This is a genomic window from Streptomyces sulphureus DSM 40104, from assembly GCF_000381025.1.
Lineage (GTDB): Bacteria > Actinomycetota > Actinomycetes > Streptomycetales > Streptomycetaceae > Streptomyces > Streptomyces sulphureus.
The window spans coordinates 1-25,360 of record NZ_KB905829.1; the positions used below are offsets into that span (position 1 = coordinate 1).

Here is a 25,360-nt window from a genome sequence, read left to right on the forward strand (position 1 = left end):
CTCGGGGCTCGGGGCTCGGGGCTCGGGGCTCGGGGCTCGGGGCTCGGCGACGAGTGTGAGCACCCCAGCCCCGCATGGCCAAGGCCCAGCACTCACGCGCCCGACCCAACCCAAAACCCGGCGACCAGCGCCGATCACTCCCCCTCCCACACCTCCACACCGCCCAACGCCTCCCGATACACCTCCCCCACGAACTCCCCCGCCGCCTCCGCCACCACAGTCGCCGTCGACAGAGCAACCGCCTCGACAAGCGCCTCACGCCAGCCCCGCCCCCGCACCACCCCGAGCAGCAACCCCGCCACGGCCGAGTCCCCCGCCCCCGTCGGGTTCCCGCCGAGCCGCCTGGGCGGCCGGGCCCTGCGCGTACCGTCTTCCGTCACGAGCACCATGCCGTCCGCCCCCAACGACGCGGCGACCGCCCGTGCTCCACGGCGGCGCGCGTCCCGCGCCGCCCCCACCGGGTCCGTGCTCCCGGTGATCTCCACCAGCTCCGCCAGGTTCGGCTTGACGAGGTCGGGCCGAGCGGCAAGCCCTCGGCGCAGCGGTTCGCCGCTGGTGTCGAGGAGCACCGGGACCTGCGCAGCGCGCGCTTCCCGCACCAGGCCGGCATAGGCCCCGACGGGCAGCCCCGGTGGAAGGCTGCCGCACAGCGCAACGGCCTCTGCTTCACCGAGCAGCCGCCGGTACGCGTTCCGGAACGTCGCCCACTCCTGGGCCGATATCTCCGGCCCGGCCTCGTTGAACTGCGTGGTGTCGCCCGTGGTCTCGTCGACCACGGCCAGTGTGCGGCGAGTGCCGCCCTCGACGGTGACGAGTTCGTCCCGCACGCTGCGATGGTGCCCTCGTTCGGCGTCGAGCAGGGCGCGGACGGCCCGGCCCGTGTCGCCGCCGACGAAGCCGGTGACCGCAGTCGCGTACCCGAGCGCAGCGAGCACCCGGGCGACGTTGAGGCCCTTGCCGCCCGGACGCTCCGTCGCCGAGCGCACCCGGTGCGTTCCGTGCGGGTCGAGGCGGGGCACTCGGTAGGTGACGTCAAGGGCAGCGTTGAGCGTGACCGTCAGTATCACCGGACTCCCTCCCGCCGGCCGTCGGAACGGTGTGATCAAACCATCCGACCGACGCCCATGACGAGTCCCCGACAACAACCAGCCCGGCCCGCAAGCCTGTTGACGAGCCGTTTCACGCGCCCGTACGCACCCCCGGCTCGCGGACCCATGCGCCCCGCCTCATCACGCCGACGACCTCGAACTCCGCGTCGAGCACCACGAGGTCCGCGTACTTCCCGACCTCCAACGACCCCACTCGGTCCTGCATCCCCAGCAGCCGTGCCGGGGTCGCCGAGAGCGCGGCGACGACGTCCGGAACGGGCAACCCGTCCACCGTGACCGCGCGGCGGAACGCCCTGTCGAGAGTGAGCGTCGAGCCGGCGATCGACCCGCCCTCGACGAGGCGTGCGACACCGTCGCTCACCTCCACCTCGAGCGGGCCGAGCGGGTACCGCCCATCCCCCATCCCCGCCGCACCCATCGCGTCGGTGATGAAGGCGACCCGTCCAGGACCGGCGTCGCGGAATGCGAGTTCCAGGGCCGCGCGGTGCATGTGCGTGCCGTCGTTGATGAGTTCGACGGTGACGCGGTCGTCCTCGAGGAGCGCGGCGACCGGGCCCGGCGCGCGGTGGCCGAGCACCGGCATGGCGTTGAAGAGGTGCGTGGCCACGGTGGCGCCCGCCTCGACGGCGCGTCCGACCGTCTCGTAGTCGGCGTCGGTGTGCCCGACGGCGGCCCGGACGCCGAGGTCGGCGAGGAGGCGTACGGAGTCGATTCCGCCCGGAAGTTCGGGGGCGAGCGTCAGCATGACGGCGGTGCCCCGTGCGGCGTCGACGAGCCTCCGCACGTCGGCCGGGTCCGGATCGCGGAGCAGCGAGGTGTCGTGGGCGCCGCAGCGCTGCAGCGAGATGAACGGCCCCTCGAAGTGGACCCCCGCGAGGTCGCCCTGTTCGACGAGTTCACTCAACACCCGCGCCTGCTCGGACAGATCGTCGAGGGTGCCCGTGACCGTCGAGGCGACGGTCGTGGTCGTGCCGTGCGCGCGGTGCGTGTGAATGGTCCGCAGGGCTTCCTCTGCCGTGCCGGCCGAGAAGGAGGCGTTCCCGCCGCCGTGCACGTGGACGTCGACGAAGCCCGGAACGACCCAGTGGCCGGTCAGGTCCACGACCGTCGCCTGCTCATCTTCAGGGTCGACTACGGACGGACGCTTGGTGACATGGGCGATCGTGCGGTCCTCGATGGTCAGTCGGCCGCTCTCGTGCACCCCGTCAGGGAGTACGAGGCGCGCTCCGGACAGCACCGTTCGCTTACTCATCGACGTGAAACCTCCGCGGAGAGAAGATCCCAGGCGAGGAGCCCCGCGCCCAGGCAGCCGGCGGCGTCCCCGAGGGCCGCGGGCACGATTGTGGGGGGATGTTGGAACGTGACGCGGTCGCGCACCGCGTCACGCAACGGAGCGAAGAGGGTCTCACCGGCCTCGGCGAGACCTCCGCCGACGATCAGTGTGCGCGGGTCGAGCAGCGTGCAGGCCATGACGAGACCGCCGGCGAGACGATCGACCGCCTTCTGCCACACCGCCAGCGCACGCACGTCACCCGACGCGACGGCCTTCGCCGCGTCCGCCGCTGTCGCCGCGGGGTTTCCGCAGACGGCAGCCCAGTCGCGACCGACCGCGGCGGCGGAGGCGAGCGCCTCCAGACAGCCCCGCTGGCCGCAGCCGCACTCCGGACCTTCCGGATCGACGACGACGTGGCCTATCTCTCCGGCTCCTCCGTGCGCCCCCGGTTCGACCCGCCCGTCGATGCCGATCGCCCCGGCGATTCCGGTACCGATCGGCACGAAGAGAAAACGATCCGTTCCCTCGCCCGCGCCGAGCCGTCCCTCGGCGAGGCCTCCGGTGCGTACGTCGTGCCCGAGGGCGACGGGCATGCCGAGCCGCTCCACGAGGAGGGAACGCAAGGGCACTTCGCGCCAGGCGAGGTTCGCGGCGAAGGTGACGGTGCCCGTCGCCTCGTCGATCACGCCGGGCACGGCAACTCCGGCGGCGACCGGGGGTGTTGCGTACTTCTCGACGCCGGTGCGCCGCAGGTCCTCGGCGAACTCGAGTACCTCGTGGAGTACGGCGTCGGGGCCGCGTTCGGCGTGCGTGCGGCGGCGTGCCTCGTGGAGCGGTCTGTTGTCGCTGTCGATCAGGGCGGCCTTCATGCCGGTGCCACCGATGTCGAGGGCGATGACGTATTGCCGTGGGCTCACTGCACTTCTCGCTGTCGGGGCTGGGCCGGCTGCGGGCCGGCCTGGGCTGGCGGTGTGCACGTCGCGCTCGTACGCAAAGTGCCTCGGATAATCGGTCGGTTGACGCCCCACAGTCTCCCGCGAGACTGCAGAATAGGTCTAGTCCAGTAGCGGATCTTTGTCGTAGTGCGACCTGCGCGGTCCCTGTCGTGCGAGGCTGGGTTTTCTTCAACTCCTCGCTGTGGCAGGTGGGTTGTGCCGGTGGAGAGGCTGTAGTGAGGTAGGCGGCGCAAGGTGGGAAGCGGAACGGCCTGGGAGAGCTGCGTCCGCGTCACGCTGTTCTGCTCGGGGGGAGCGTGCCCAGAACGGTCGTACCGTTCGCGCACGTGGCGACCGCTCTGCATGCCCGAGCTCTCGAACGTCAGCACAGCTCGGCATGGAGGAGAGTCAGCAAGTGGAACGAAGACGGTTTTTGCGTGCGGCCGTTGCGGGCATGGGCGCGGCCTCCACGGGGGCTGCAACGACGGGCTGCGGCATCGGCGGGCCGGGCGAGACGACGCTGCGCCTCGTAGCCGCCGACTACGGTTCCCCCTCCGCGGGAGACAGCTCCCGCGGCTACTGGCAGCGTCTCGCCGACGCGTTCCAACGCGCGCACTCCGACATCAGCGTCGACGTACGGGTGTTGAGCTGGAACACCATCGAGAAGAAGGTCGCCGAGATGGTGGCCGACGACGACGCACCCGACATCGCGCAGATCGGCGCCTACGCCGACTTCGCCGGAGCGGGCAAGCTCTACAAGGCGAGCGACCTGCTGCCCATACCCGTCCAGGCCGACTTCCTCGCGAACCTGGCAGAAGCCGGGCAGGTCAACCGGGTCCAGTACGGTCTTCCCTTCGTCACCAGCACGCGGCTCTTCTTCTACAACAAGGCGCTCTTCGAAAAGGCCGGGCTCGACCCGGAGAAGCCTCCCCGCACATGGAGCCAAGTGCGCAGCATGGCGGAACGGCTCAACTCCGCCGGCGTCAAAATTCCGTACGGGCTTCCCCTTGGACCCGAGGAGGCGCAGGGCGAGGCCCTCATGTGGATGCTCGGCGCAGGCGGCGGATACACGGACAGCGTCGGGACGTACTCCGTCAACGCCGAAGAGAACGTACGCGCCCTCCGCTGGCTCCGGGAGAACCTCGTCCGGCCGGGGCTCACCCAGCCCGCTCCCCACAAGACCAACCGTGCGGAGATCTTCGAGGCGTTCGCCGAAGGGGAGGTCGGCATGCTCAACGGCCATCCCACGCTGATGCCGCAGGCGAAGCGGGGCAAGGTGGACTTCGGGATGGCCCAACTGCCGGGCGAGAAGGGGCCGGCCGGCTCCACGCTCGGAGTGGCGGACTGGATGATGGCATTCCGCCAGCACGGGAACCGCGAGGCGATCGGCACCTTCCTCGACTTCGTCTACTCGGAGAAGAACCACTACTCCTTCGTCGACAGCTACGACCTGCTGCCCGTTACCACTTCGGCCTCCGAACGCATGCGCAAGGACCGCGACCACCGTGACCTCTGGCGGTTCCTCGACCAGTTGCCGTCGGCCGACTTCTATCCGCTCGGCAAGGTCTCCTGGGCAGCGGTCAACGCGGATCTGAAGGGCAACATCGGCAAGGCGATGCTCGACGCGACCGATCCGGAGGCGCTGCTCACGGGGATGCAGCGCAAGGCTGAGGCGGAGGAAGGACAGGAGTAGTCGGTACCTTGGAGCCATGGGTACCAATGGCTCGGACGGGGCGGAGACGGGCGCCGGCGAAGCCTGTCGCCGGGCGCCGGGCGAGGAAGGGCTCGGGCCCCGGGGCGAGCCCGCCGTGAGGGAAAGCCCCGACGGTGGCCTCCGTCCGGCAGAGAAGGGCGACTTCGGCGAACTGACGGAGCTGGAGCGGGAGGTGCTCGCGTTCGAGCGCCGCGGATGGCCGAGCCCCGGGAAGAAGGAGCGGGCGATCCGGGAGCGGCTCGAGCTCTCGGCTCCGCGCTATTACCAGTTGCTCAACGCGCTACTTGACGACCCTCGGGCGTGGCGGCACGACGCGGGCACCGTGAAGCGCTTGCGCGAACGCCGGGATGCTCAGCGTCAGTTGCGTTGAGTCACGTGGTAGGGACGGTGGCTCGGGGCTCGGGGCTCGGGGCTCGGGGCTCACCCCCGACACACCACCTCCCCATGAGGCACCACAAACCACCCGTCCTCATCCCCCGCCCAGTCCAGCCAGGCCCTCCCCATCCGCCGCAACTCCTCGGCCGAGGCGTGCCCACCATCCACCGCCGACCTGGCGAAATTCGATTCCACGATCCGCTCGGCCCACAACTCCCCCCACCACTGACGTTCCTCGGCCGACGCATAGCACCAGGCCCCGGCAGAGGCACCGACCTCACGAAACCCCGCCTCCCGTGCCCAGGCGTGGAGCCGCCTCCCGGCATCCGGTTCGCCCCCGTTCGCGCGCGCCACTCGCTGATAGAGATCCCGCCACGCGTCGAGCCCCGGAAGCTGCGGATACCAGAACATCCCTCCGTAATCCGCGTCCCGCGCAGCGACGACCCCTCGACCTGTCCGCACCCGCCGCATCTCCCGGAGCGCGGCCACCGGTTTCCCGACGTGCTGCAGCAACTGATGCGCGTGGACGACATCGAACGCACCGTCCCCGAACTCCAACCTGTGCACGTCCCCAACCCGGAACTCAATATTCCGTAGCCCGCGCCCACCGGCTGCCACTTCTGCCTCACCAAGGACGGTGGAGGAGGCGTCCACCGCGACGACATGCCCGCTCGGAACAGCCTCGGCGAAGTCCGCGCTGATCGTCCCCGGACCGCACCCGATGTCGAGCACGGCGGCATCCGGCGCGATCTCTTCCAGCACGTACGCGGCCGAGTTGGCCGCGGTGCGCCAGCGGTGGGAGCGGAGTACGGACGCGTGGTGGCCATGTGTGTAGAAGGCGGTCTCTCTTCCCATGGCAGCACCGTAAGCCTGCCGCTCGCATTGCGGACAGTACCGTCTCACAATTCGATCGGCAGTGTGCGGGCCGTACCGCAGTAAGCCCGTTCGTCCACCGACGGCTACTGCGCTACCCGTTTGCATGAAGACCGCCCTGCAGAAACGGCCAACCGGCCCGCGAGGAAGGAGACTGGTCCCGACGCCCGAACCACTTCCCCGGTTCGGAACGTGCTGTGGGCGAACGACGCGAACCCGGTGGCGAAGGGCTGGAGATCATGGGCATCGATCCGAGTGAACTCACCGATGCGCAGCTAGTGAAGGAGCTGGAGACCATCCACCGGACGCGCCACGACACACTCCTGCACGGCTCGGCCGACGCCCTGAACGCACACACGGAACGCCTGCGACAACTGGAGCAGGAGTACCTGCGCCGCCACCCGGACCGCCCCGTCTCCTCCGGCAGAACCCGCGAGGGCGCACGTTCACGCACCGAGTGAGCAGAGTGATCGATCCCCACTCTGTCGCCCTTGATTCGGGCGATTCGGACGACCACCTCACCGACCGGAGCGCTGCCGCCAGGACGGTCGGAAAACCGTTGGCGCCGGCGAGAGAGCGCGCGTAACATCACCCTCTCTCCTCCCCGCCCAGCCGCGGGGACGCCGCCGCACGGAAACCGGTCGGCCCTCGGTAGCACCGCCGAGGCACCATCCCAGCCATTCGCCAGCACGGCGCCTGCTGCCCCGATCTCCGCGCGCGGCACAGGCGCGCCGTCGTGCTGCGCACGCACACCCCGGAGGCAACACCGTGAGCGCGCCCGAGATCGCACCCCCGGACGACGACGACCGAGCAGCGGCGCGGCAGCCCGACGAAGACCAGGCCCAGCCGACGCCAACCGGGACCGCCCCGCATCCGGTGGCCGACGAGCGAACTCTCACGCCTTCGACCGATGCCCTGTCGCATGAGCGAAAGCACCTCGCCCGCGCCCGCGCCGCACTGCGCGCGATGCGCCAGGACACCGAGTCGCTGAACATCTCGGACGTGGCAACCAACTGGGTCAACGCCGCCGTCCTCGCACGCGACATCGACGCCCGAGTCGCATCGCTCGCCGACCTTCCCGGCTCACCGCTCTTCTTCGGCCGCCTCGACTTCCTGCACGGCTACGCCGACATCGGCGACAGGTTCTACGTCGGCCGCCGCCACGTCCACGACACCGACGGCGACCCCCTGGTGGTCGACTGGCGCGCCCCCGTGTCCCGTCCCTTCTACAGCGCCTCCAAGACCGATCCGCTGGACGTCGCCATGCGCCGACGCTTCGGTTACACCAATGGCGACCTGTCGGCGTACGAGGACGAACACCTCACCGACCCCTCGGAGTCCGCACGTTCGAGTGCACTGTTGCAGGCCGAGATCGAACGTCCGCGCGTGGGTCCGATGCGTGACATCGTGGCGACGATCCAGCCCGAACAGGACACCATCGTCCGCGCGGACGTCGACGACACCGTCTGCGTCCAGGGTGCCCCGGGGACGGGTAAGACCGCCGTCGGACTGCACCGCGTCGCCTACCTCCTCTATGCACATCGCAAGAGGCTGGCGCGGACGGGCACGCTCGTCGTCGGGCCCAACGACTCGTTCCTCCACTACATCGCCCAAGTCCTGCCCTCCCTGGGCGAGTCGGAGGTACGGCAGGCCACGGTCGACGAGCTCACCCAGCACGCCCTCCTCACCTCCGGCGGCAAGCTCAAGGGAACGGAATCGGCTGCGTCGGCGAAGCTCAAGGGCGATGCGCGGATGGCCGAAGTCCTGCGCCGTGCCGTCTACTCCGGCGTCCGGAAGCCCGAGGAACCGCTCGTGGTCTCGCGTGGGATCCGCCGGTGGCGCATCCCCGTCGAGGAGCTGAGCAGGTTCGTGGACGAGCTCCTCGAACGAGGCTTCCACTACAACGCCGGACGGGAGGCGCTGCCGCTCCGCGTCGGGCATGCGATCCTCACCCGGGTCGAGAAAACCGGCGAAACGGCCGACAGCACGATGGAGAGGACGGTCACGAAGAACGTGGCCGTCAAGGCATTCGTCAACTCCTGCTGGCCGGCCGTCGATCCTGCCAAGCTCGTCCTCAGGCTCCTCTCCGAGCCGGAGTTTCTCGCCGAGCACGCGGACGGCATCTTCACCGCGGAGGAGCAGGAGGAGCTCCTCTGGAAGACGCCGGGCAGAGGGGTGCGCTCGGCGAAATGGTCCCGTGTCGACGCGGTACTGGTGGACGAGGCGATGTCACTCGTCGCCCGCTCCGCCTCCGTCGGCCACCTCGTACTGGACGAGGCACAGGATCTGTCCGCAATGGAGTACCGAGCCCTGGGCCGACGGTGCGCCACAGGCACGGCGACCATCCTCGGCGACCTCGCCCAGGGCACCACGCCCTGGGCGACGACGAGTTGGGAGGAAGCCATGCACCACCTGGGCAAACCGGACGCCGTGGTCGAGGAGCTGACGGACGGCTTCCGCGTACCGCGGGAAGTGATCGCCTACGCCTCCAGGCTCCTTCCGCAGATCGCCCCGACTCTCAAGGAAGCCACGTCGATCAGGGACGCCGCCGGACGGTTCGCAGTGCGGGAGCGAAGCGCCGATAAACTCGACGCCGCCGTCGTGGAGGCATGCAGGGAGGCCCTGGCTCACGAAGGCACCGTCGGCCTCATCGCTTCCGACGACCGCATCCCCGCCTTGACCACGGCCCTGCGTGCAGCCGGACTCGCCCATCTGGCTCCCGGAGAGGACACCTCGCCGCAGACGAGGCTGACCCTGGCGCCGGCCCCGCTGACCAAGGGCCTCGAGTACGACCACGTCGTACTCGACGAACCCGCAGCTGTCGTCGCAGCCGAGCCCGATCCCTGGACCGGCCTCAGGCGCCTGTACGTGGCGTTGACCCGTGCTGTGTCCGGGCTGACCGTGGTCCATTCCGCGCCGCTGCCGGAGGCACTCCGGTAGGGCTCGGGGCTCGGGGCTCGGCGACAAGCTACACACCGCCAGCCCCCACCCTCACCCGCCCAGCAACCCCCGCCACACACCGACCTCCCCCGGATCAACCCTGCCCGACCATCCCCCTCTCCGAGCAGCACCACCGATATGGAAGGCATCCAGCCCCTCCGCCAACAGCTCCGGCACATGCCGGAGCTGGAGCCCACCCCCGACCATCAGCCGCGGCCCGTACCCCGGTTCCCCCGTCCGCGACCGGCGCGCTTCACTGCGGAGCACATCCAACCCGCTCCCCACACCGTCTGCCGAACCCGCCGTCAGGTAGGTATCGAGCCCCGGGAGGTCGCCGAGAGAGGCGAGCCGTTTCCGCAGACCATCCCTGTCGGCAGCCCGGTCGATGGCTCGGTGGTAGGTCCAACGACAGCCCGCGACAGCCTCGTTCAAAGCGGCGAGCACCGGGATGTCGGGGAGCCCGGCCTCATCGAGGTACCCGAAAACGAACTCAGACGCTCCCTCTTCGCGCAGGGCACGGGACTCCGCACACAGGCTCTCGAGCTCCCGCTGCCCGGCCATCCGGAAGCCGTTGGCGGGCCGGAGCATCACGCGAACGGGAATGTCGACAGCAGCGACGACACGGGCGACCGTCTCCCTGCTCGGCGTGAGTCCGTCCTCCTCGATCGCCGAAACCAGTTCGAGGCGGTCCGCCCCTCCGGCCTGCGCAGCACGCGCATCCTCGGCGTCGAGCGCGATCACCTCAAGAATTGGTCTAGACATATACCACAGAGTGCCATACCCCGAGTTTCCCCGGAAGACAGCACCGCGCCCGACGACGACAATTGGCCCGTGAGCTCCACAGAACCGGAAGACGACGCCGTTCCCCAGCCGACCGACGACCTTCTCGCCGCCTGGACGGCCCTCCTCATCAGCGCTCGCGGCGGCACAGCACATCCAGACCCGACGCCGTACGGAGCCGACCTCCTGCAACGCTGGTCAGAACCGCAACGCCATTACCACTCAACTACGCACCTCCGCACCGTCCTTGATCAGGTGGCCCTGCTGGCCCCGGAGGACCCGCGGCGCGAGGGGAGCCCCTTCGACCGGGACACCGTGCTCCTGGCGGCCTGGTTCCACGACGCCGTCTACCGCCCCGACCGCAGCGAGAACGAGGACCGCAGCGCCCGCCTGGCAGAACGCGCCCTCCCGGAAGCGGGCGTCGACGCATCCCGTACAGCGGAGGTCGCCAGGCTGGTCCGGCTCACCACCTCGCACGCCCCCTCGCCCGACGACGCGGCAGGCGCCGTCCTCTGCGACGCGGACCTGTCCGTACTCGCAGGCCCGCCCGAGGCGTACGCCCGATACGCCGCACAGATCCGGCAGGAGTACTCGTTCGTCCCGGAAGCCGTCTTCCGCACGGCCCGGTCAGAGGTGCTAGCTCAACTCCTCGCACTTCCCAGAGTGTTCAGCACCCCCTACGGCGCGGAACACTGGGAGGAAGCCGCACGACACAACGTACAAACGGAACTCGACCTACTGGCGGCCTGACGACAGGTTCCAACTTCGCGGGGAATGCAGCACGTTGATCGGCCGGTTGGCCTCACCTGCCCGCGGACATCACGCCGGCTGACGGAAACAGACCCGATACACCCTCCGGAGTGCCTGCCCAGCCTCCAAGCGGCCAGGCCGCTCCCGTAGGCAGACGTCGCATGCCCCTCGCCGTGTACGTGCTGGGGATGTCCGTCTTTTCGCTGGGTACCTCGGAGTTCATGCTCGCGGGCATCCTCCAGCCCATAGCCCGCGATCTCGGCGTCTCGATTCCCCGAGCAGGACTTCTGATCTCGGCGTTTGCGATCGGCATGGTCCTCGGCGCGCCACTTCTGGCGGCCGCGACACTACGGCTTCCCCGACGCGCCACGCTTCTCACCTTCCTCTTCGTCTTCGTACTCGGACAAGTCGCCGGAGCCTTGGCTCCGACGTACGAGGTGCTCTTGGCTCACGTCTCGTCAGTGCACTGGCGTGTGCGGGTTCCTGGGCTGTCGGCACAGCCGTGGCGGTGTCGCTCGTCCCGGACGGCGTCAAGGCGCGTGCCTTGGCCGTGATGGTGGGCGGGTTGAGCGTCGCCAATATCGCCGGGGTGCCGGCGGGATCGTTCCTCGGCCAACACGCGGGGTGGCGTGCCTCGTTCTGGGGCGTCGCGATACTGGCCGGACTCGGCATCACGGGCGTCGCGCTGCTGGTGCCTCGGACGGCTGCACACGTCGGGACGGAGGCTCCGAGACTGCGCCGTGAGGCACGCATCCACCGCGACCGCCGGGTCTGGCTCGCAGTCGGCACCATCGCATGCAACGCCGCGGCGACCTTCGCCCTCTTTTCGTACCTCGCGCCGCTGCTCACCGAAGTGTCGGGGTTGGTTGGGGCGGCGTCCCGACCGTGCTCGTCCTCTTCGGGATCGGCAGCCTCATCGGCACTCTTCTCGGCGGCCGCACTGCCGATTCCCACCTCTTCGGCACGATGTACGCCGGTATCACTGCCACTGCGGCGGCCCTCGCGCTGCTCGCAGCGCTCGCTCCGTCCACGTACGGGGCCGCCGCGCTCACACTCGCGCTCGGGGTCGCTGCCTTCACGACGGGACCGGTCTTCAACGCCCGGATATTCGATGTCGCCTCCTCGGCGCCGACGCTTGCCGGAGCTACGGCCACCTCGTCTTTCAACCTCGGCAACACCGCAGGTCCCTGGCTGGGGGGGACTCGTCATCGGCGCCGGGCTGGGGTACCGGACGGTTGCCCTCACCGGGGGCGTACTCGCGGCGGGCGCCGTGCTCCTCACAGTCCTGGCGGCCCGAACGGATCGTTGTGGTGGCCGCGGATGAAATCGGCCGGCCTCAGGAGCGGCACGGCGACGGCTGCTCCGACTGCCGGGTTCCTTCGGCTTGCGGGCCGCGGCGCTTCGGTCGTCGCAAACCGGCTTCCGTGAGACGGCGGAGCAGTTCCTTGCTGCCCACTTCCCGGGCTCCTGCTGCGACGGCTGTCTCGTACCGGGCACTGGGCAGGTCGTAGTGGTCGCGGTCGAAGGCCCGACGCGGGCAGCCGAGCGCTTCAGCGAACGCGTGCAGCTCTTCGTAGGAGGCGTCGCTCACCAGGTGCGACCACATACGGCCGTGGCCTGGCCAGGTCGGGGAGTCGATGTAGATCGTCACGTCAGCGCCTCGGGATGCGCTCCGAGCCCTGAGCCCCGAGCCCCGGGGCACAGCGCTCCGAGCCCCGAGCCTCGAGCCCCGGAAAAAAGAGCCCCCAGCGCCGAGCCCCGAGCTCCGGGCCCCGGGAGGCGACGCCAGGCCGCGCGAACGCAACTGAGCCCCGAGCCCCGACCCCAAGAAAGCTCAAAGCCGAGCCCCCAACTGCCCGATCCGTGCCACAGCAGTGGACGTCTCCGAACAGACCCACTGCGGGTCCTCCCCGAGCTCCGGCTGCACATCGAGAGCATGGGGATCTCCACCACCGCACACGGGACACAGGGGCCACCGTCCGTACCTGTCCAACAGGGCATCCTGAACGTCCTGCGCAACCAGCCCCGCAACGAAAACGACACCTTCCGGCCACTGCTCGACCCACCATCGACGGTGCGACACCGCCTCCTCCACCAGCGAGACGATGTCGGCCTCCGCAACCCTGCTCGCATGCAGGTCGGCCAGAATCAGGGCCCGCGCAACGTGAAGCCCCCTCTCCAACGAGGACGGTTCGCTCGCGGACTGCCCGAATGCCGGTTCATGGTCTTCCATACCTTCCATTGCACCAAACCGAGGAACCGAACGGCCCGCACGGACAGCCGGAGAGCCGTACACGTCATGCACCGTTGACGGAAAGCTCCGCAGAAAATATCTTCCGTCTGTGGCCGGAAATCTGAAGGAAAATTTCACCAGCGTTCCGAAGCAGGTCTCGGCTGCCCCGCCCGTCCGCGGCCGATCGGAAACGGACCGCTCCCCGAGCCCTCCCGCCCCGGAGGCCCTGGCAGCCAAGGTACGAACCATGGCTCCCACCATGACCCGCTCCATGCAACGCGTCGCCGAAGCGGTGGCCTCCGACCCGGCAGGGTGTGCCCGACTCACCGTCACAGGTCTCGCCGAACGCACCCGCACCAGCGAAGCGACCGTCGTCCGCACCTCCCGGCTGCTCGGCTACCCGGGCTACCGCGACCTCCGCCTCGCCCTCGCCGGCCTCGCCGCCCACCTGCAGTCGGGAGCGGCCCCCTCGGTCACCGCCGACATAGCCGTCGACGACTCGATGGCCGAAGTGATCGCCAAGCTCGCCCACGACGAACGCCAGACCCTCGCCGACACCGCCGCATGCCTCGACGCGTCCCAACTCGACGCAGCAGCGACGGCCATGGCAGCAGCCGGAAGGGTGGACGTCTACGGGGTCGGCGCTTCATCCCTGGTCGGCCAGGATCTCGCCCAGAAGCTGCTGCGCATCGGCCTCATCGCGCACTCCCATACGGACCCGCACCTGGCGGTCACCAACGCCGTCCAGCTCCACCCCGGAGACGTCGCCGTGGCGATCACGCACTCGGGGCGAACCGGCGACGTCATCGAGCCGCTGCGGACCGCCTTCGAGCACGGCGCGACCACCGTCGCCGTGACCGGTCGCCCGGACGGCGAGGTCACGCAGTACGCCGACTACGTACTCACCACCTCGGCAGTCCGAGAGAGCGAGCTGCGACCGGCTGCCATGTCGAGCCGGACGGGCCAACTCCTCGCCGTCGACTGCCTTTTCGTCGGCGTCGCGCAACACACCTACGAGACGGCGGCGCCGGCCCTGTCCGCCTCGTACGAGGCGCTGGCGCACCGGCACGTTCCGCCGACCAGACCCCGTTGAGCGTTCTTGCCCCATCCTTCGGCCCGAACCGTGCACAGAGAGAGCCGCGCACCATGAGCACCGAACCTCCAGCAGCCCCTACCGACAGCGCTTCCGACTCCCGGCCGACCGGCGCGCTCCAGGAGCAGCTGGCCCACCTGACAACCGAGGCATACCGCAGCGAACTCGCCGAGATCGACCGGCTGCCGACCCTCGACATCGCGAAGCTCATGAACACCGAAGACGGATCGGTCCCGACCGCCGTAGCGACGCAGCTCCCGACGATCGCCGCAGCCATCGACGCCACCGCCGAGCGGATGTCGCAAGGAGGCCGACTGATCTACGCGGGCGCCGGCACCGCCGGGCGCCTCGGGGTCCTCGACGCGAGCGAGTGCCCACCGACCTTCAACACCTCGTCCGACCAGGTCGTCGGCCTCATCGCCGGCGGTCCCGGTGCTCTGCGGACGTCCGTCGAGGGGGCGGAGGACAGCCCGGAACTGGCCGACGCCGACCTTGAGCAGCTTGCGCTGGGGAGTCGGGACACGGTGGTGGGCATCTCCGCATCCGGGCGCACTCCGTACGCCGTCGGAGCTGTGCGGTACGCGCGCTCCCAGTACGGCGCGCTCACCATCGGCCTCTCCTGCAACGCGGGCTCACCGCTTGCTGCCGCCGCCGACCACGGAATCGAGGTCGTGGTCGGTCCGGAGCTGCTGACCGGCTCGACGAGACTGAAGGCCGGGACGGCGCAGAAGCTCGTCCTCAACATGATCTCCACGCTCACGATGATCCGCTTGGGCAAGACCTACGGAAACCTCATGGTGGACGTGCGCGCTTCGAACGAAAAGCTCCGCGCCCGCTCCCGACGCATCGTGGCCCTGGCCACCGGCGCGGAGGACGAGGAGATCGAAAGGGCGCTGTCCGCCACGGACGGCGAGGTGAAGAACGCCATCCTGATGCTGCTCGGCGATGTCGACGCCACGACAGCGACGCGCCTCCTCACCTCCTCAGGCGGCCACCTGCGCAAGGCACTTGAAGCCGGACGCGTCTGAACAACAGCGCCACGAGCGCGAGGCCCACCTCTGCCGTCTGCATGACGCGCCCGCACGTGCACATGCAGCTTTGTCCGCCGCTGCCACCCGGATGCCATGAATTCGGCAGGCCGACCTGCGTTCCGCGGTCCGCCGCCGCACCATCGGCAGCACCGGCCACGACGGTCGGCGTCCCACGACCAAGGACGCCAGCATGAGCAAAGACGAGAACCGCGAGCTAGCCGAAAAGATCCTCCCTCTGGTCGGCGGAGCTCGGAACGTGACATCCGTCAGCCAGTGCATGACGAGGTTGCGTCTGAGCCTGGACGACAGGTCACTCGTGCAGGACGCCGAGCTGCGCATGTTGCCGGGGGTTCTCGGAGTGGTCGAGGACGACACGTATCAGATCGTTCTCGGCCCCGGGAAGGTCGCGCGCGTGACGCCGGAGTTCGAGCGTTTGGCCGCCGGGAGTGCCCAGTCGACGGTGACGCGGAAGGGGCGTCGAGGGAAAGACGTCGCGGAAGAACCGAACTCCGGGCCTCAAACCCGGAACTCCGAGCCCCGAGCCCCGACGCCTCAGCTCCGAGCCCCGGGCCTCGGCCGAGACTCCAGTTCCCCCGAGCCCCGAGCCTCGAGCCCCGGTTCCGATGCTCTGGCGGCGGAAGGCGAAGCCATCCGTACTGCCCAGAAACGAAGGAACGCCACCCCGCTCAAACTGATGCTCCGAAGGATCGCGAACATCTTCGTGCCACTCATCCCGGCACTCATCGGCTGCGGCATCGTCGCTGGCTTCAACGGACTTCTGACGAACCTGGGTTGGGCCTCGTCCGTGACGCCCGCCCTCACAGCGATATCAAGCGGTTTCATATCGCTCCTAGCCGTGTTCGTGGGGATCAACACCGCGAGGGAGTTCGGTGGCACCCCAGTGCTGGGTGGGGCAGCCGCCGCAGTCATCGTCTTTCCTGGAGTCACCGACGTCTCGGCCTTCGGCCACAAACTGGCCCCCGGGCAGGGAGGCGTTCTGGGCGCTTTGTTCGCGGCCCTCCTGTCCGTCCAAGTCGAGAAGTACACCAGACGATGGGTCCCTGAGGCCCTGGACGTGCTGGTGACCCCTACCTTGACGGTCCTCGTATCCGGCCTCGTCACTCTCTTCGGTCTCATGTACGTGTGCGGCGAGTTGGCGACGGGCATCGGGCACGCCGCGAACTGGTTGCTGGCACACGGAGGCACCGCGGCGGGGTTCGTTCTCGGCGGGCTGTTCCTGCCCCTGGTAATGCTAGGGCTGCACCAGGCACTGATCCCCATCCATACGACACTGATCGACCAGCAGGGGTACACAGTGCTCCTCCCGGTACTCGCGATGGCGGGCGCCGGCCAGGTCGGAGCGGCAATCGCCATCTACTACAAGCTCCGCCGCAACTCATCGATCAGGACGACCATTAAGTCCGCACTTCCCGCGGGGTTCCTCGGCATCGGCGAACCGCTCATTTACGGCGTCTCCTTGCCTCTCGGCCGCCCCTTCGTAACGGCGTGCATCGGCGGCGCTTTCGGCGGCGGAGTGGTCGGCCTCTTCTACCAGCTCGGGACCTCGGTGGGGTCTGCTGCGATCGGCCCTTCGGGATGGGCACTCTTCCCTCTGCTCAAGGGGGACCACGGCCTCGGACCGGTTGCAGCGGTCTACGCGTTCGGACTCACTGTGGGTTACGTGGCGGGATTCGTCGCCACATACCTCTTCGGATTCAGCCGGGCGATGCTGTCGGATCTCAACGCCGAGCCGACGCCCAGTTCCGCGGAGAACACTTCGACCGTCGAGAAGTCCACGTCACCGAGCACAGCCCACGTCACCGAACCAACGTACGGCGACGAAGGGGACACAGGCACGGAGGGCCCCGAGCCGGAAGGACCGGAAGGAGATCAACCACAGCCCAAAGCTCCAAGCCCCGTGTAACGGGCACGAGGAGCGTCGGGAACCACGGGCTGCAGATCCTGACCGGGCCCCACCGCGGCAATGCCGAAGCAGCCGACCGGCTCCGCTATTGCCTGCTCACGATGACCTCGCCTCGGCACATACGTTCCGCCTGGCCGGCAAGGATGGCTGCCCGTGTGCGAGCGCGGCCGCGCTAGCCCTGCTCAGGCCCTCCGCGCTCTCACAGCATGTTGACGATCTAGAGGAAAGCCAGAAATCGAACTTCCATCTTGACCACGCTGGCGGGCTTGCACTTCAAACGCAAGACCTTCTGCCTCACATACCTTGAAGAGGCGGCACAACCGCTGCGGCATCAAGTAAGCGCTTGGCCAACCACGTTGTCGAACAAGGCGCGAGGGCTCGGTTAGCCCCTGCAGTTCGGAAAATTTCTCCGGTCCGCGTTCACCCCTGCGGGGGAGAGCCGTACCGTGAAGCCCGGGAGGTGTGGGAGTATTCCGGAGGAGGCGCTCCGGAGACGGAGTTCCTCAATATCCCTCCGGGGAAGCCGTGTCCGCCTTTTGGTAGTACATCACGGGGGTTCGACCACAGGGCGGGCACGGCATAATTACTCCGGAACTTGGATGACTTCCAAGTCCGGCTGGAGATCGACTCCCGGCTGAACGAGGGGCGTAGCGCTCGTTTTCGACAGCGCCCAAAATAATTCCCCCGTTGTGTGCTGCTGCGGTTTCGGTCCGCAGCACAGCAGACGTCCGTTGCGGCACCGCCGCAAGGAATCCAAGCCGGAAGTCCGATGACCCGTACCCCGCCTGAATGGGAAGCCCAACGACCGGAGCCTCGTCCGGTAGGAAAAAGCAAGGGCCTGCGTTGGGCCTTCGGAATGCCGATGGCCGTTCTCAATCTCGTTGCATGCGCGACCTGTTACCAGGCCGTGAGTGCATCTCCTCATGAACAGCGTGGCGACTTTATCCTCACTCGCATCGAAGGCATGTGCTGTATGACCTTCGCGTGCGCAGCACTGGCCATCTGCCTGTCGTGCGTCCCACTCGCGCGTCAGGTCGTGAGCAGGTGGTGGATGGCAGCTCCTCTGACGCTGGCCCTGATCGCAGCCACTCGATGGGCTTCACTGTTTCAGCCCTACTCCGAGTCAAGCGGAATGTGAACGACATCCGGTTGAGCGACAGCTTGAGGACCATGGAAATCGAACCGACGTCTCTGGCCAGGCGATTTGCCTGGATCAAAGCGTAAGTTACAGCGTCCCCACCGCCGACGTCGGTTCGGTGAAAGGCTCGACCGGCGTGCGGCAACCGCCTTGTCACAACGTGCGACTTCGGGTTAGCTGACGAACTTCGTACGGGTCCCTCACGGTCGTAGTGACGGCAGCCGCACGACCACAGTCACGGAGGAGGAACAGCGGTGAGGCAGTCCGGCACGCCCATCCCTGACCATGAGTGTATTCATCACCATCCTATGGCCCCTCGGGGATACGGAAAACGTAACGCTCCCGGCCAACAAGGCCGCAGCACGGGCGATTTCAAGCATCTCCCCGAGAGAGAAGCGAGCCTGGCGGCGTTCATCGACGCGCTTCCAGTTGGTGCCGCAATGGGATACAAGACCCTGGCGAAAGCACTGCCGGCGCTGGGGCAGGCTGCATGCCGCACTGCACTGCGTGAGCTGTCGCGCGCCGGACACCTCCGTCGATACCTCGAAGCAGTAAAGCCGAGCATCACCAACGGTCTGCGCTGGGTCACAAGAACCTTCTTCTCACGGAGCCCGCGCGACCAGACGTGGTGGGAATCGTTCCGCATCAGGAACGGCCTGTTGCCGCTGAACAACGAGAGTCGGCAAAATGACCGCGCAACGAATCCAGTCACACGTCCATCTCGAACTGATCTCGACGTCCGACTCGTTCGCCCTTGCCGAAAGGTGGGGTTCGAGACCTTGGAGAGCAGAAGAAGGACAGACGCAGACCAGGAAAGGCCGCCTATCCCCTTCCTGACAAGGCACGAAAGCGCTGTCCCGCCAACTGTCGGGGAGCAGTTGGAACTACCCTTGCCGGGGCAATGCGTTCAACGCGGCGGGCGCATTACCCACCCTGGGCGACGAGCGGCCAGACACAGCTCCGGTCCAACTAGCCGTCCCGCTGGACGTCGGCCCAAACCGCCGCCCAACAGCCGCGCGGGAGCGGGTAGAGCGCACCATGCCGGCAGTTCCCACCGCCTACAAAGCGCTCGGGAGTCACTCGAAGCAAAGGGATGCCCCAAGCAACACGACCGCTCGGCACGAACCATTCTGGGCAAAGCGTTTTTCACAATTCGTGATTGGTTCTTCCCCACCAACTAAACCTAGCTTGGGGCGACTTCAGCAAAGAAGAGCCAGCCACTCCTCCACGAGCCCACACTCGACCACTACTTTTTCTCGGGCAGACACCCTTGCCTTGGGCGTGTCACCAAAGCCCGCCAGAAACTCCGCCCCGAGCCCCGAGCCCCGAGCCCCGACGACCAACGCCCGAGGGCGGGCACCCGTTTCGGGTACCCGCCCTCGTGTCGACTCCCAACACCGGCCCTTCCGGACCGCCCGACGAACGTCGGATCAGAAGTCCATGCCGCCCATGCCACCGGCAGCAGCAGCATCCGCACCGGCTGCAGCCTTCTCCGGCTTGTCGGCGATGACAGCCTCAGTGGTGAGGAAGAGCGCCGCGATGGAGGCAGCGTTCTGCAGCGCGGAACGCGTGACCTTCGCCGGGTCGATGATGCCCTCGGAGACCATGTCCACGTACTCACCCGTGGCGGCGTTCAGCCCGTGGCCCACCTTCTGGTTGCGGACCTTCTCGACGATGACGCCACCCTCGAGACCGGCGTTGACCGCGATCTGCTTGAGCGGAGCCTCCAGCGCGAGCTTCACAGCCTGCGCACCGGTGGCCTCGTCGCCCTCGAGGTCCAGCTTCTCGAAGGCCGACGTCGCCTGCAGCAGAGCCACGCCACCACCGGCGACGATGCCCTCCTCGACAGCCGCCTTGGCGTTGCGCACCGCGTCCTCGATGCGGTGCTTGCGCTCCTTGAGCTCCACCTCGGTCGCGGCACCGGCCTTGATGACGGCGACGCCGCCGGCCAGCTTGGCCAGACGCTCCTGAAGCTTCTCGCGGTCGTAGTCCGAGTCCGAATTGTCGATCTCGGCACGGATCTGCGCGACGCGGCCTGCGACCTGGTCGCTCTCGCCCGCACCGTCGACGATGGTGGTCTCGTCCTTGGTGATGACGACCTTGCGGGCACGGCCGAGCAGCTCCAAGCCGGCGTTCTCCAGCTTGAGGCCGACCTCCTCGGAGATGACCTGACCACCCGTGAGGATGGCGATGTCACCGAGCATGGCCTTGCGACGGTCGCCGAAGCCGGGGGCCTTCACCGCGACGGACTTGAAGGTGCCGCGGATCTTGTTGACGACGAGCGTCGACAGCGCCTCGCCCTCGACGTCCTCCGAGATGATCAGCAGCGGCTTGCCCGACTGCATGACCTTCTCAAGCAGCGGAAGGAGGTCCTTCACGTTGCTGATCTTGGAGTTGACGATGAGGATGTACGGGTCCTCGAGCTCCGCCTCCATGCGCTCCATGTCGGTGGCGAAGTACGCGGAGATGTAGCCCTTGTCGAAGCGCATGCCCTCGGTGAGCTCCAGCTCGAGCCCGAAGGTCTGCGACTCCTCGACGGTGATGACGCCTTCCTTGCCGACCTTGTCCATCGCCTCGGCGATGAGCTCGCCGATCTGGGTGTCAGCGGCGGAGATGGAGGCGGTGGAGGCGATCTGCTCCTTCGTCTCCACGTCCTTGGCCTGCTCCAGCAGAGCGGTGGAGACCGACTCGGTGGCCTTCTCGATACCGCGCTTCAGAGCCATCGGGTTGGCTCCGGCCGCGACGTTCCGCAGGCCCTCCTTGACGAGCGCCTGGGCCAGGACGGTCGCGGTGGTGGTGCCGTCACCCGCGACGTCGTCGGTCTTCTTGGCGACCTCCTTGACCAGCTCAGCGCCGATCTTCTCGTAGGAGTCCTCCAGCTCGATCTCCTTGGCGATCGAAACGCCGTCGTTGGTGATGGTGGGGGCGCCCCACTTCTTCTCCAGAACGACGTTGCGGCCCTTGGGCCCGAGGGTGACCTTGACGGCGTCGGCGAGCTGGTTCATACCGCGCTCAAGGCCGCGCCGCGCCTCCTCGTCGAACGCGATGATCTTGGCCATGTGGTGTGGTCCTCCCTGGGTTCCCCATGCATGGCAAGGGAAGGGTTGGATTTCTCCGGACCGCGCTGGCGCCCGCGACGGACGGCCTGCGACCTGACGGCTCCTTGCTCCGCCAGGACCCGGACCTCACCGACCCGGTCCTTCTTGTGCTGCTCCCGCTCGGGAGAGCGGGCTGTCACTCTCATCGCGAGAGTGCTAACGCCCATAATTAGCACTCGACCCCTGTGAGTGCAAGCGGCCCAACAGCTTCCGTTCGTCCCGGCCCTGGGAGCTACCCACGACGTGTCCGGACACGCGCGAGGGGCCGCACCCGTAGATGCAGCCCCTCTTGAAGTCTGCGCAGTGTGGTCGGCGTGCTCGGTGCTCAGCCGGTCACACGGACCATGTCCGCCTGCGGCCCCTTCTGACCCTGAGAGATCTCGAACTCGACCCGCTGCCCTTCATCCAGGGTGCGGTAACCGTCCATCTGGATCGCGCTGTAGTGGACGAACACGTCCGCACCACCGTCGACCGCGATGAAGCCGTATCCCTTCTCCGCGTTGAACCACTTGACGGTGCCCTGAGCCATTCCTAACTCCCCTATTACTGGCCCTTGCGCGGGCCCGCACTTCGCGAACCCGGGTCAGAACTCACCTCAAGAACCCCGGCATGCGAGGCCCGGAAGTGTGCGCCGGAACGCGTCGACCGACGCTGAATGTATCTGCCCGGACGCCCTGTGCAACAGGTCAATCAGACGAGAAATGAGGAGCCGACAAAAGGGGCATTGAGGCTCAACTCATGCTTTACCGGAGCAAGTTACACTGCTCAAGCCGGTACGACTCCGACAAAAAGCACCGGTGAATCCGCATGCAAGGACGGCGCTTCCTTCAGGTGCGAAGCGCTCGAAAGCGGGGTACGTGACCACCCTACCGCCTCCTCAAACATCGAATCGCCCGCCCCGGTTCGAAGAGCCGGAGCGGGCGATTCGGCGATGCGCGGCCAGTGTTGTCAGCAGCCGCCTGCCACTGCCGGGATGATCGAGACGCCTGCGCCGTCCGGAGTCGGCGTCTCCAGTCCCTGCTCGAACCGGACGTCGTCGTCGTTGACATAGACGTTGACGAAGCGACGGAGCTTACCCTCGTCGTCGAGCACGCGGGCGCCGATGCCGGTGTGGTTCTTGTCCAGGTCGCTGAGGACCTCCGAAAGGGTAGCCCCCTCAGCGGACACCTCGGACTGACCGCCGGTGTAGGTACGGAGAATGGTCGGGATGCGGACCTTGACGCTCATGGGTTGCCTTCCGTTGCGCAGGGGCGGTTCAGATGTGGTCACTTCACGCAGCCGGACTCAGGCCAGCCCGGCCGCGTGGAACGATTCGAGGTTCGGCTTGATGACGGCGGTCGGCCCGGTGGTGGACGCGACCGCGTCCAAGGTCTTGAGGCCGTCACCGGTGTTCAGCACGACGGTCGTCAACGAGGGGTCCAGACGACCGTCCTCGATCAGCTTGCGGGTCACGCCCACCGTGACGCCGCCGGCGGTCTCGGCGAAGATGCCTTCAGTCCGCGCGAGCAGCTTGATGGCCTCGACGATCCGTTCGTCGTCGACATCTTCGACGGCGCCGCCGGTGCGGCGTGCGATGTCGAGGACGTACGGGCCGTCGGCGGGGTTACCGATCGCGAGCGACTTTGCGATCGTGTCCGGTTTTACGGGACGCACAACGTCGTGGCCCTCCTTGAAGGCTCGGCTGACCGGAGAGCAGCCCTCCGCCTGGGCGCCGAAGATCCTGTAGGGGCGGTCCTCGACAAGGCCGAGGTTGATCAGCTCTTGCAACCCCTTGTCGATTTTGCTCAGTTGTGAGCCGGAAGCGATGGGAACGACAAGCTGGTCGGGGAGCCTCCACCCCAGCTGCTCACAGATCTCGTAGGCGAGCGTCTTGGAACCCTCGGCGTAGTACGGCCTCAGATTGACGTTGACGAACCCCCACCCCTCACCTGCCGGGTCTCCGATCAACTCCGAGCAGAAACGGTTGACGTCGTCGTAAGTCCCTTCGATGCCGACCAGTTCGCCGCCGTAGACGGCCGCCATGACGACCTTGCCCTGTTCGAGGTCGTGCGGGATGAAGACACAGGAGCGAAGGCCGGCCCTCGCCGCGGCGGCACCGACTGCTCCCGCAAGGTTGCCCGTGGAGGAGCAGGAGAGGGTGGTGAATCCGAAGGACCGAGCCGCTTCGACGGCGATGGCGACCACACGGTCCTTGAACGAGTGGGTCGGGTTGCCCGAGTCGTCCTTGATGTGGAGTTCACCTGTGACGCCGAGCTCCTGGCCGAGGCGCTCGGCACGGACCAGCTTGGTGAAGCCGGGGTTGGTGCTCGGTTTGTCGGAGACATCCGCAGGGACGGGCAGCAGGGGCGCGTACCGCCAAATGCTGTTCGGCCCCGACTCGATCTGCTCACGCAAAGCCTGCGCGTCGCCCGCGGGGTGGTCGTAGGCGATCTCAAGCGGACCGAAACAGACCTCGCACGCGAAGATCGGACCGAGAGGGAAGCGCTCTCCGCACTCACGGCAGGAGAGTGCGGCGGCGGGGCCGAGATCCGGTCCGGAGGAACCGCTCGTAGTGCTGGTCGTTGCGGAATCCGTCTGCACAGCCATGGAGGCGAGGCCCTTTCTCCTCATCTTCCCCGGGACGTATCTCGCCCCAGGCCGGAATTGGCACCATCTCCACGGCGGCCTCGCAAGGAATGAACTCTGCGATCTGCGCGTTTTCCGAAAAACGCAACGCCGGGAGGGTTGCCGGGGCTTCAACGGGCCGTTCCCTCTGCCCCTCTGGATGAGCTGCTCTATGGCACCGGCCTTGGGACGACCGGGCGTTTGTCAACGCACCCCGGCCTGCATCGGCCGGATGCGCTGTTCAAGACTGTAGCTGAAGCCCCCGGTGATCGAGATAGCCGTCCGATGCGCGAGATCGATCACAGACGTCGAGCTTCGGCCTGGCAGTTGTACCGAGCTGGTCGGTTGCTTGCATCCCCGGTCCAGGACGGCCGTAGCACGTCGCCGAAGGTTCCCGTACCCGCTCAAAGGTGGGCGCGGCATGGACTGAAGGAGTACAGGTGCTGGACGAAGTGAGCCGCTGGCTGTCGCGGCGCTCCCTCCGTGCTGCTGACTACCCGATCGAGGACCTCGTGGCCGCGAAGCGCTCGCCGACGCTCGGCGACGGCACAGGGGCAACCACTGTCAGCGTCGTGCTTCCGGCGCTCGACGAGGAGGACACCGTCGGCGACATCGTCACCGTCATCCGGGAACAGCTGATGCGCCCCGAGCTTCCGCTCGTCGACGAACTGGTGGTGATGGACTCGGGCTCGACGGACCGCACTGCGGAGGTGGCCGCCGGGGCCGGAGCCAAGGTCGTCAGGCGGGAAGAGGTGTTCCCCGGGACGCCGGTTCTTCCGGGGAAGGGCGAAGTGCTCTGGCGCTCGCTGGCGGCTACACACGGTGACATCGTCTGCTTTGTCGACGCCGATCTCAGATCCTTTTCACCCGACTTCGTCTCCGGGATCGTGGGGCCTTTGCTCGTCGACCCGGAACTGCAACTCGTCAAGGCGATGTACGACCGGCCACTCGGCGACGTCCCGGGAGAATACGGCGTCCCCGCCGCGATGGGGGGCGGTCGGGCCACGGAGCTCGTCGCGCGTCCGCTGCTCAACCTGCACTTCCCGCTGCTTTCGGGCTTCGTGCAGCCGCTCGGTGGCGAGTACGCCGCTCGACGTGGCCTTTTGGAGCGGCTGCCCTTCCCCGTCGGTTACGGCGTCGAGATCGGGTTGCTGATCGACGCGCTGCGAGTCGCCGGCCTCGATGCGCTGGCCCAGTCGGACGTGGGAGTGCGGTATCACCGGCACCAGGACGCGCAGGCGCTCGGGCGGATGGCCACGGCGATATACGAGACGGTCGAGCAGCGCCTGGGGCGGTCCGAGCGTAGGGGGTGGGCGGGGAACGAAGGAGGCGTGGAGCTCGTCCAGTTCGAACGGGCGACGGGCGGGGGGTTCTTGGCACGGGGGCACGTGGTTGATGCGCGTTCGCGGGCAGCAGTGGTCGATCAGTCTGAGTACCGGAGTGGGGAGCGGCGGGAGGAGTGATGTCGGGGCTCGGAAACCTTCGTAGCC

Annotated in this window: 20 protein-coding genes, 1 pseudogene and 1 riboswitch; of the genes and pseudogenes, 10 read left to right on the plus strand and 11 right to left on the minus strand. The window is 67.8% G+C overall.

The features are described from left to right. Positions 1-134: 134 nt before the first annotated feature. The 3 genes from F603_RS0129555 to F603_RS0129565 form a co-directional block, all read right to left on the minus strand. On the minus strand, positions 135-1,067 hold the full coding sequence (locus tag F603_RS0129555; protein ID WP_019549539.1) for a 1-phosphofructokinase family hexose kinase: 933 nt from the start codon (positions 1,065-1,067) through the stop codon (positions 135-137). Between the two features lie 112 nt (positions 1,068-1,179). Continuing rightward, positions 1,180-2,361 carry an N-acetylglucosamine-6-phosphate deacetylase gene (gene nagA / locus F603_RS0129560; protein WP_037957386.1) on the minus strand — a complete coding sequence of 394 codons (1,182 nt, stop codon included), beginning with the start codon at positions 2,359-2,361 and terminating at the stop codon, positions 1,180-1,182. After that, on the minus strand, positions 2,358-3,299 hold the full coding sequence (locus F603_RS0129565) for an ROK family protein (RefSeq protein WP_019549541.1): 942 nt from the start codon (positions 3,297-3,299) through the stop codon (positions 2,358-2,360). The genes nagA and F603_RS0129565 overlap by 4 nt, the downstream gene beginning before the upstream one ends. A 433-nt stretch (positions 3,300-3,732) precedes the next feature. Here F603_RS0129565 and F603_RS0129570 point away from each other — a divergent pair, with 433 nt between their 5' ends. Together F603_RS0129570 and F603_RS0129575 are read left to right on the plus strand one after the other, a co-directional pair. Beyond that, positions 3,733-5,010 carry an extracellular solute-binding protein gene (locus tag F603_RS0129570; protein ID WP_469818377.1) on the plus strand — a complete coding sequence of 426 codons (1,278 nt, stop codon included), beginning with the start codon at positions 3,733-3,735 and terminating at the stop codon, positions 5,008-5,010. 16 nt (positions 5,011-5,026) lie between these two features. Next, a complete protein-coding gene (locus F603_RS0129575) occupies positions 5,027-5,401 on the plus strand; it encodes a DUF3263 domain-containing protein (protein ID WP_019549543.1) in 375 nt (124 codons plus the stop codon). A gap of 50 nt (positions 5,402-5,451) precedes the next feature. On the opposite strand, the gene F603_RS0129580 is transcribed toward F603_RS0129575, so the two are convergent. Further along, on the minus strand, positions 5,452-6,261 hold the full coding sequence (locus F603_RS0129580; protein WP_019549544.1) for a methyltransferase domain-containing protein: 810 nt from the start codon (positions 6,259-6,261) through the stop codon (positions 5,452-5,454). Between the two features lie 215 nt (positions 6,262-6,476). On the opposite strand from F603_RS0129580, the gene F603_RS0129585 reads away from it, so the two are divergent. Both F603_RS0129585 and F603_RS0129590 read left to right on the plus strand, forming a co-directional pair. Continuing rightward, a complete protein-coding gene (locus F603_RS0129585; RefSeq protein WP_019549545.1) occupies positions 6,477-6,740 on the plus strand; it encodes a DUF6158 family protein in 264 nt (87 codons plus the stop codon). Between the two features lie 307 nt (positions 6,741-7,047). Further along, complete coding sequence (locus F603_RS0129590; protein ID WP_019549546.1) at positions 7,048-9,219, plus strand: HelD family protein; 2,172 nt, start codon at positions 7,048-7,050, stop codon at positions 9,217-9,219. A 51-nt stretch (positions 9,220-9,270) separates the two neighbouring features. On the opposite strand, the gene F603_RS0129595 is transcribed toward F603_RS0129590, so the two are convergent. Further along, positions 9,271-9,981, minus strand: a complete 711-nt coding sequence (locus tag F603_RS0129595; RefSeq protein WP_019549547.1) for a copper homeostasis protein CutC — start codon at positions 9,979-9,981, stop codon at positions 9,271-9,273. A 69-nt stretch (positions 9,982-10,050) separates the two neighbouring features. On the opposite strand from F603_RS0129595, the gene F603_RS0129600 reads away from it, so the two are divergent. Together F603_RS0129600 and F603_RS36635 are read left to right on the plus strand one after the other, a co-directional pair. Beyond that, a complete protein-coding gene (locus F603_RS0129600; protein WP_019549548.1) occupies positions 10,051-10,749 on the plus strand; it encodes an HD domain-containing protein in 699 nt (232 codons plus the stop codon). 188 nt (positions 10,750-10,937) lie between these two features. Then, positions 10,938-11,671 (plus strand): annotated as a pseudogene (locus F603_RS36635) (MFS transporter); the annotation flags it as partial. 414 nt (positions 11,672-12,085) lie between these two features. On the opposite strand, the gene F603_RS0129610 reads toward F603_RS36635, so the two are convergent. Next, positions 12,086-12,400: a DUF4031 domain-containing protein gene (locus F603_RS0129610; RefSeq protein WP_019549549.1), complete on the minus strand. Its 315-nt coding sequence runs from the start codon at positions 12,398-12,400 to the stop codon at positions 12,086-12,088. A 183-nt stretch (positions 12,401-12,583) separates the two neighbouring features. Further along, positions 12,584-12,982, minus strand: a complete 399-nt coding sequence (locus F603_RS0129615) for a hypothetical protein (RefSeq protein WP_019549550.1) — start codon at positions 12,980-12,982, stop codon at positions 12,584-12,586. A 226-nt stretch (positions 12,983-13,208) separates the two neighbouring features. Here F603_RS0129615 and F603_RS0129620 point away from each other — a divergent pair, with 226 nt between their 5' ends. The 3 genes from F603_RS0129620 (at position 13,209) to F603_RS0129630 (ending at position 17,030) form a co-directional block, all read left to right on the plus strand. Then, positions 13,209-14,075: a MurR/RpiR family transcriptional regulator gene (locus F603_RS0129620; RefSeq protein WP_078503792.1), complete on the plus strand. Its 867-nt coding sequence runs from the start codon at positions 13,209-13,211 to the stop codon at positions 14,073-14,075. Between the two features lie 53 nt (positions 14,076-14,128). Further along, complete coding sequence (gene murQ, locus F603_RS0129625; protein WP_019549552.1) at positions 14,129-15,103, plus strand: N-acetylmuramic acid 6-phosphate etherase; 975 nt, start codon at positions 14,129-14,131, stop codon at positions 15,101-15,103. A 193-nt stretch (positions 15,104-15,296) separates the two neighbouring features. After that, on the plus strand, positions 15,297-17,030 hold the full coding sequence (locus F603_RS0129630; RefSeq protein ID WP_019549553.1) for a PTS transporter subunit EIIC: 1,734 nt from the start codon (positions 15,297-15,299) through the stop codon (positions 17,028-17,030). A gap of 2,568 nt (positions 17,031-19,598) precedes the next feature. Here F603_RS0129630 and groL read toward each other — a convergent pair. The 4 genes from groL to thrC form a co-directional block, all read right to left on the minus strand. Beyond that, positions 19,599-21,227, minus strand: a complete 1,629-nt coding sequence (gene groL / locus F603_RS0129635; protein ID WP_019549554.1) for a chaperonin GroEL — start codon at positions 21,225-21,227, stop codon at positions 19,599-19,601. A gap of 364 nt (positions 21,228-21,591) precedes the next feature. Then, a complete protein-coding gene (locus F603_RS0129640; RefSeq protein ID WP_016472377.1) occupies positions 21,592-21,795 on the minus strand; it encodes a cold-shock protein in 204 nt (67 codons plus the stop codon). A gap of 419 nt (positions 21,796-22,214) precedes the next feature. Continuing rightward, positions 22,215-22,493: a MoaD/ThiS family protein gene (locus tag F603_RS0129645; RefSeq protein ID WP_016906494.1), complete on the minus strand. Its 279-nt coding sequence runs from the start codon at positions 22,491-22,493 to the stop codon at positions 22,215-22,217. Positions 22,494-22,550: 57 nt separating this feature from the next. Continuing rightward, on the minus strand, positions 22,551-23,852 hold the full coding sequence (gene thrC / locus F603_RS0129650) for a threonine synthase (RefSeq protein ID WP_019549555.1): 1,302 nt from the start codon (positions 23,850-23,852) through the stop codon (positions 22,551-22,553). Between the two features lie 17 nt (positions 23,853-23,869). Continuing rightward, a riboswitch (SAM riboswitch) is annotated at positions 23,870-24,037 on the minus strand. A 273-nt stretch (positions 24,038-24,310) separates the two neighbouring features. Between thrC and F603_RS0129655 the strand changes: the two genes are divergently transcribed. After that, positions 24,311-25,333 carry a glucosyl-3-phosphoglycerate synthase gene (locus F603_RS0129655; protein WP_019549556.1) on the plus strand — a complete coding sequence of 341 codons (1,023 nt, stop codon included), beginning with the start codon at positions 24,311-24,313 and terminating at the stop codon, positions 25,331-25,333. Positions 25,334-25,360 lie beyond the last annotated feature (27 nt).

Excerpts from the sequence above, each read along its gene's own strand:
- nagA (WP_037957386.1), bottom strand. The coding sequence starts at position 2,361 with ATGAGTAAGCGAACGGTGCTGTCCGGAGCGCGCCTCGTACTCCCTGAC.
- F603_RS0129575 (WP_019549543.1), top strand. The coding sequence starts at position 5,027 with ATGGGTACCAATGGCTCGGACGGGGCGGAGACGGGCGCCGGCGAAGCC.
- F603_RS0129580 (WP_019549544.1), bottom strand. The coding sequence starts at position 6,261 with ATGGGAAGAGAGACCGCCTTCTACACACATGGCCACCACGCGTCCGTA.
- F603_RS0129595 (WP_019549547.1), bottom strand. The coding sequence starts at position 9,981 with ATGTCTAGACCAATTCTTGAGGTGATCGCGCTCGACGCCGAGGATGCG.
- F603_RS0129615 (WP_019549550.1), bottom strand. The coding sequence starts at position 12,982 with ATGGAAGACCATGAACCGGCATTCGGGCAGTCCGCGAGCGAACCGTCC.
- murQ (WP_019549552.1), top strand. The coding sequence starts at position 14,129 with ATGAGCACCGAACCTCCAGCAGCCCCTACCGACAGCGCTTCCGACTCC.
- F603_RS0129630 (WP_019549553.1), top strand. The coding sequence starts at position 15,297 with ATGAGCAAAGACGAGAACCGCGAGCTAGCCGAAAAGATCCTCCCTCTG.
- groL (WP_019549554.1), bottom strand. The coding sequence starts at position 21,227 with ATGGCCAAGATCATCGCGTTCGACGAGGAGGCGCGGCGCGGCCTTGAG.
- F603_RS0129640 (WP_016472377.1), bottom strand. The coding sequence starts at position 21,795 with ATGGCTCAGGGCACCGTCAAGTGGTTCAACGCGGAGAAGGGATACGGC.
- F603_RS0129645 (WP_016906494.1), bottom strand. The coding sequence starts at position 22,493 with ATGAGCGTCAAGGTCCGCATCCCGACCATTCTCCGTACCTACACCGGC.
- thrC (WP_019549555.1), bottom strand. The coding sequence starts at position 23,852 with ATGGCTGTGCAGACGGATTCCGCAACGACCAGCACTACGAGCGGTTCC.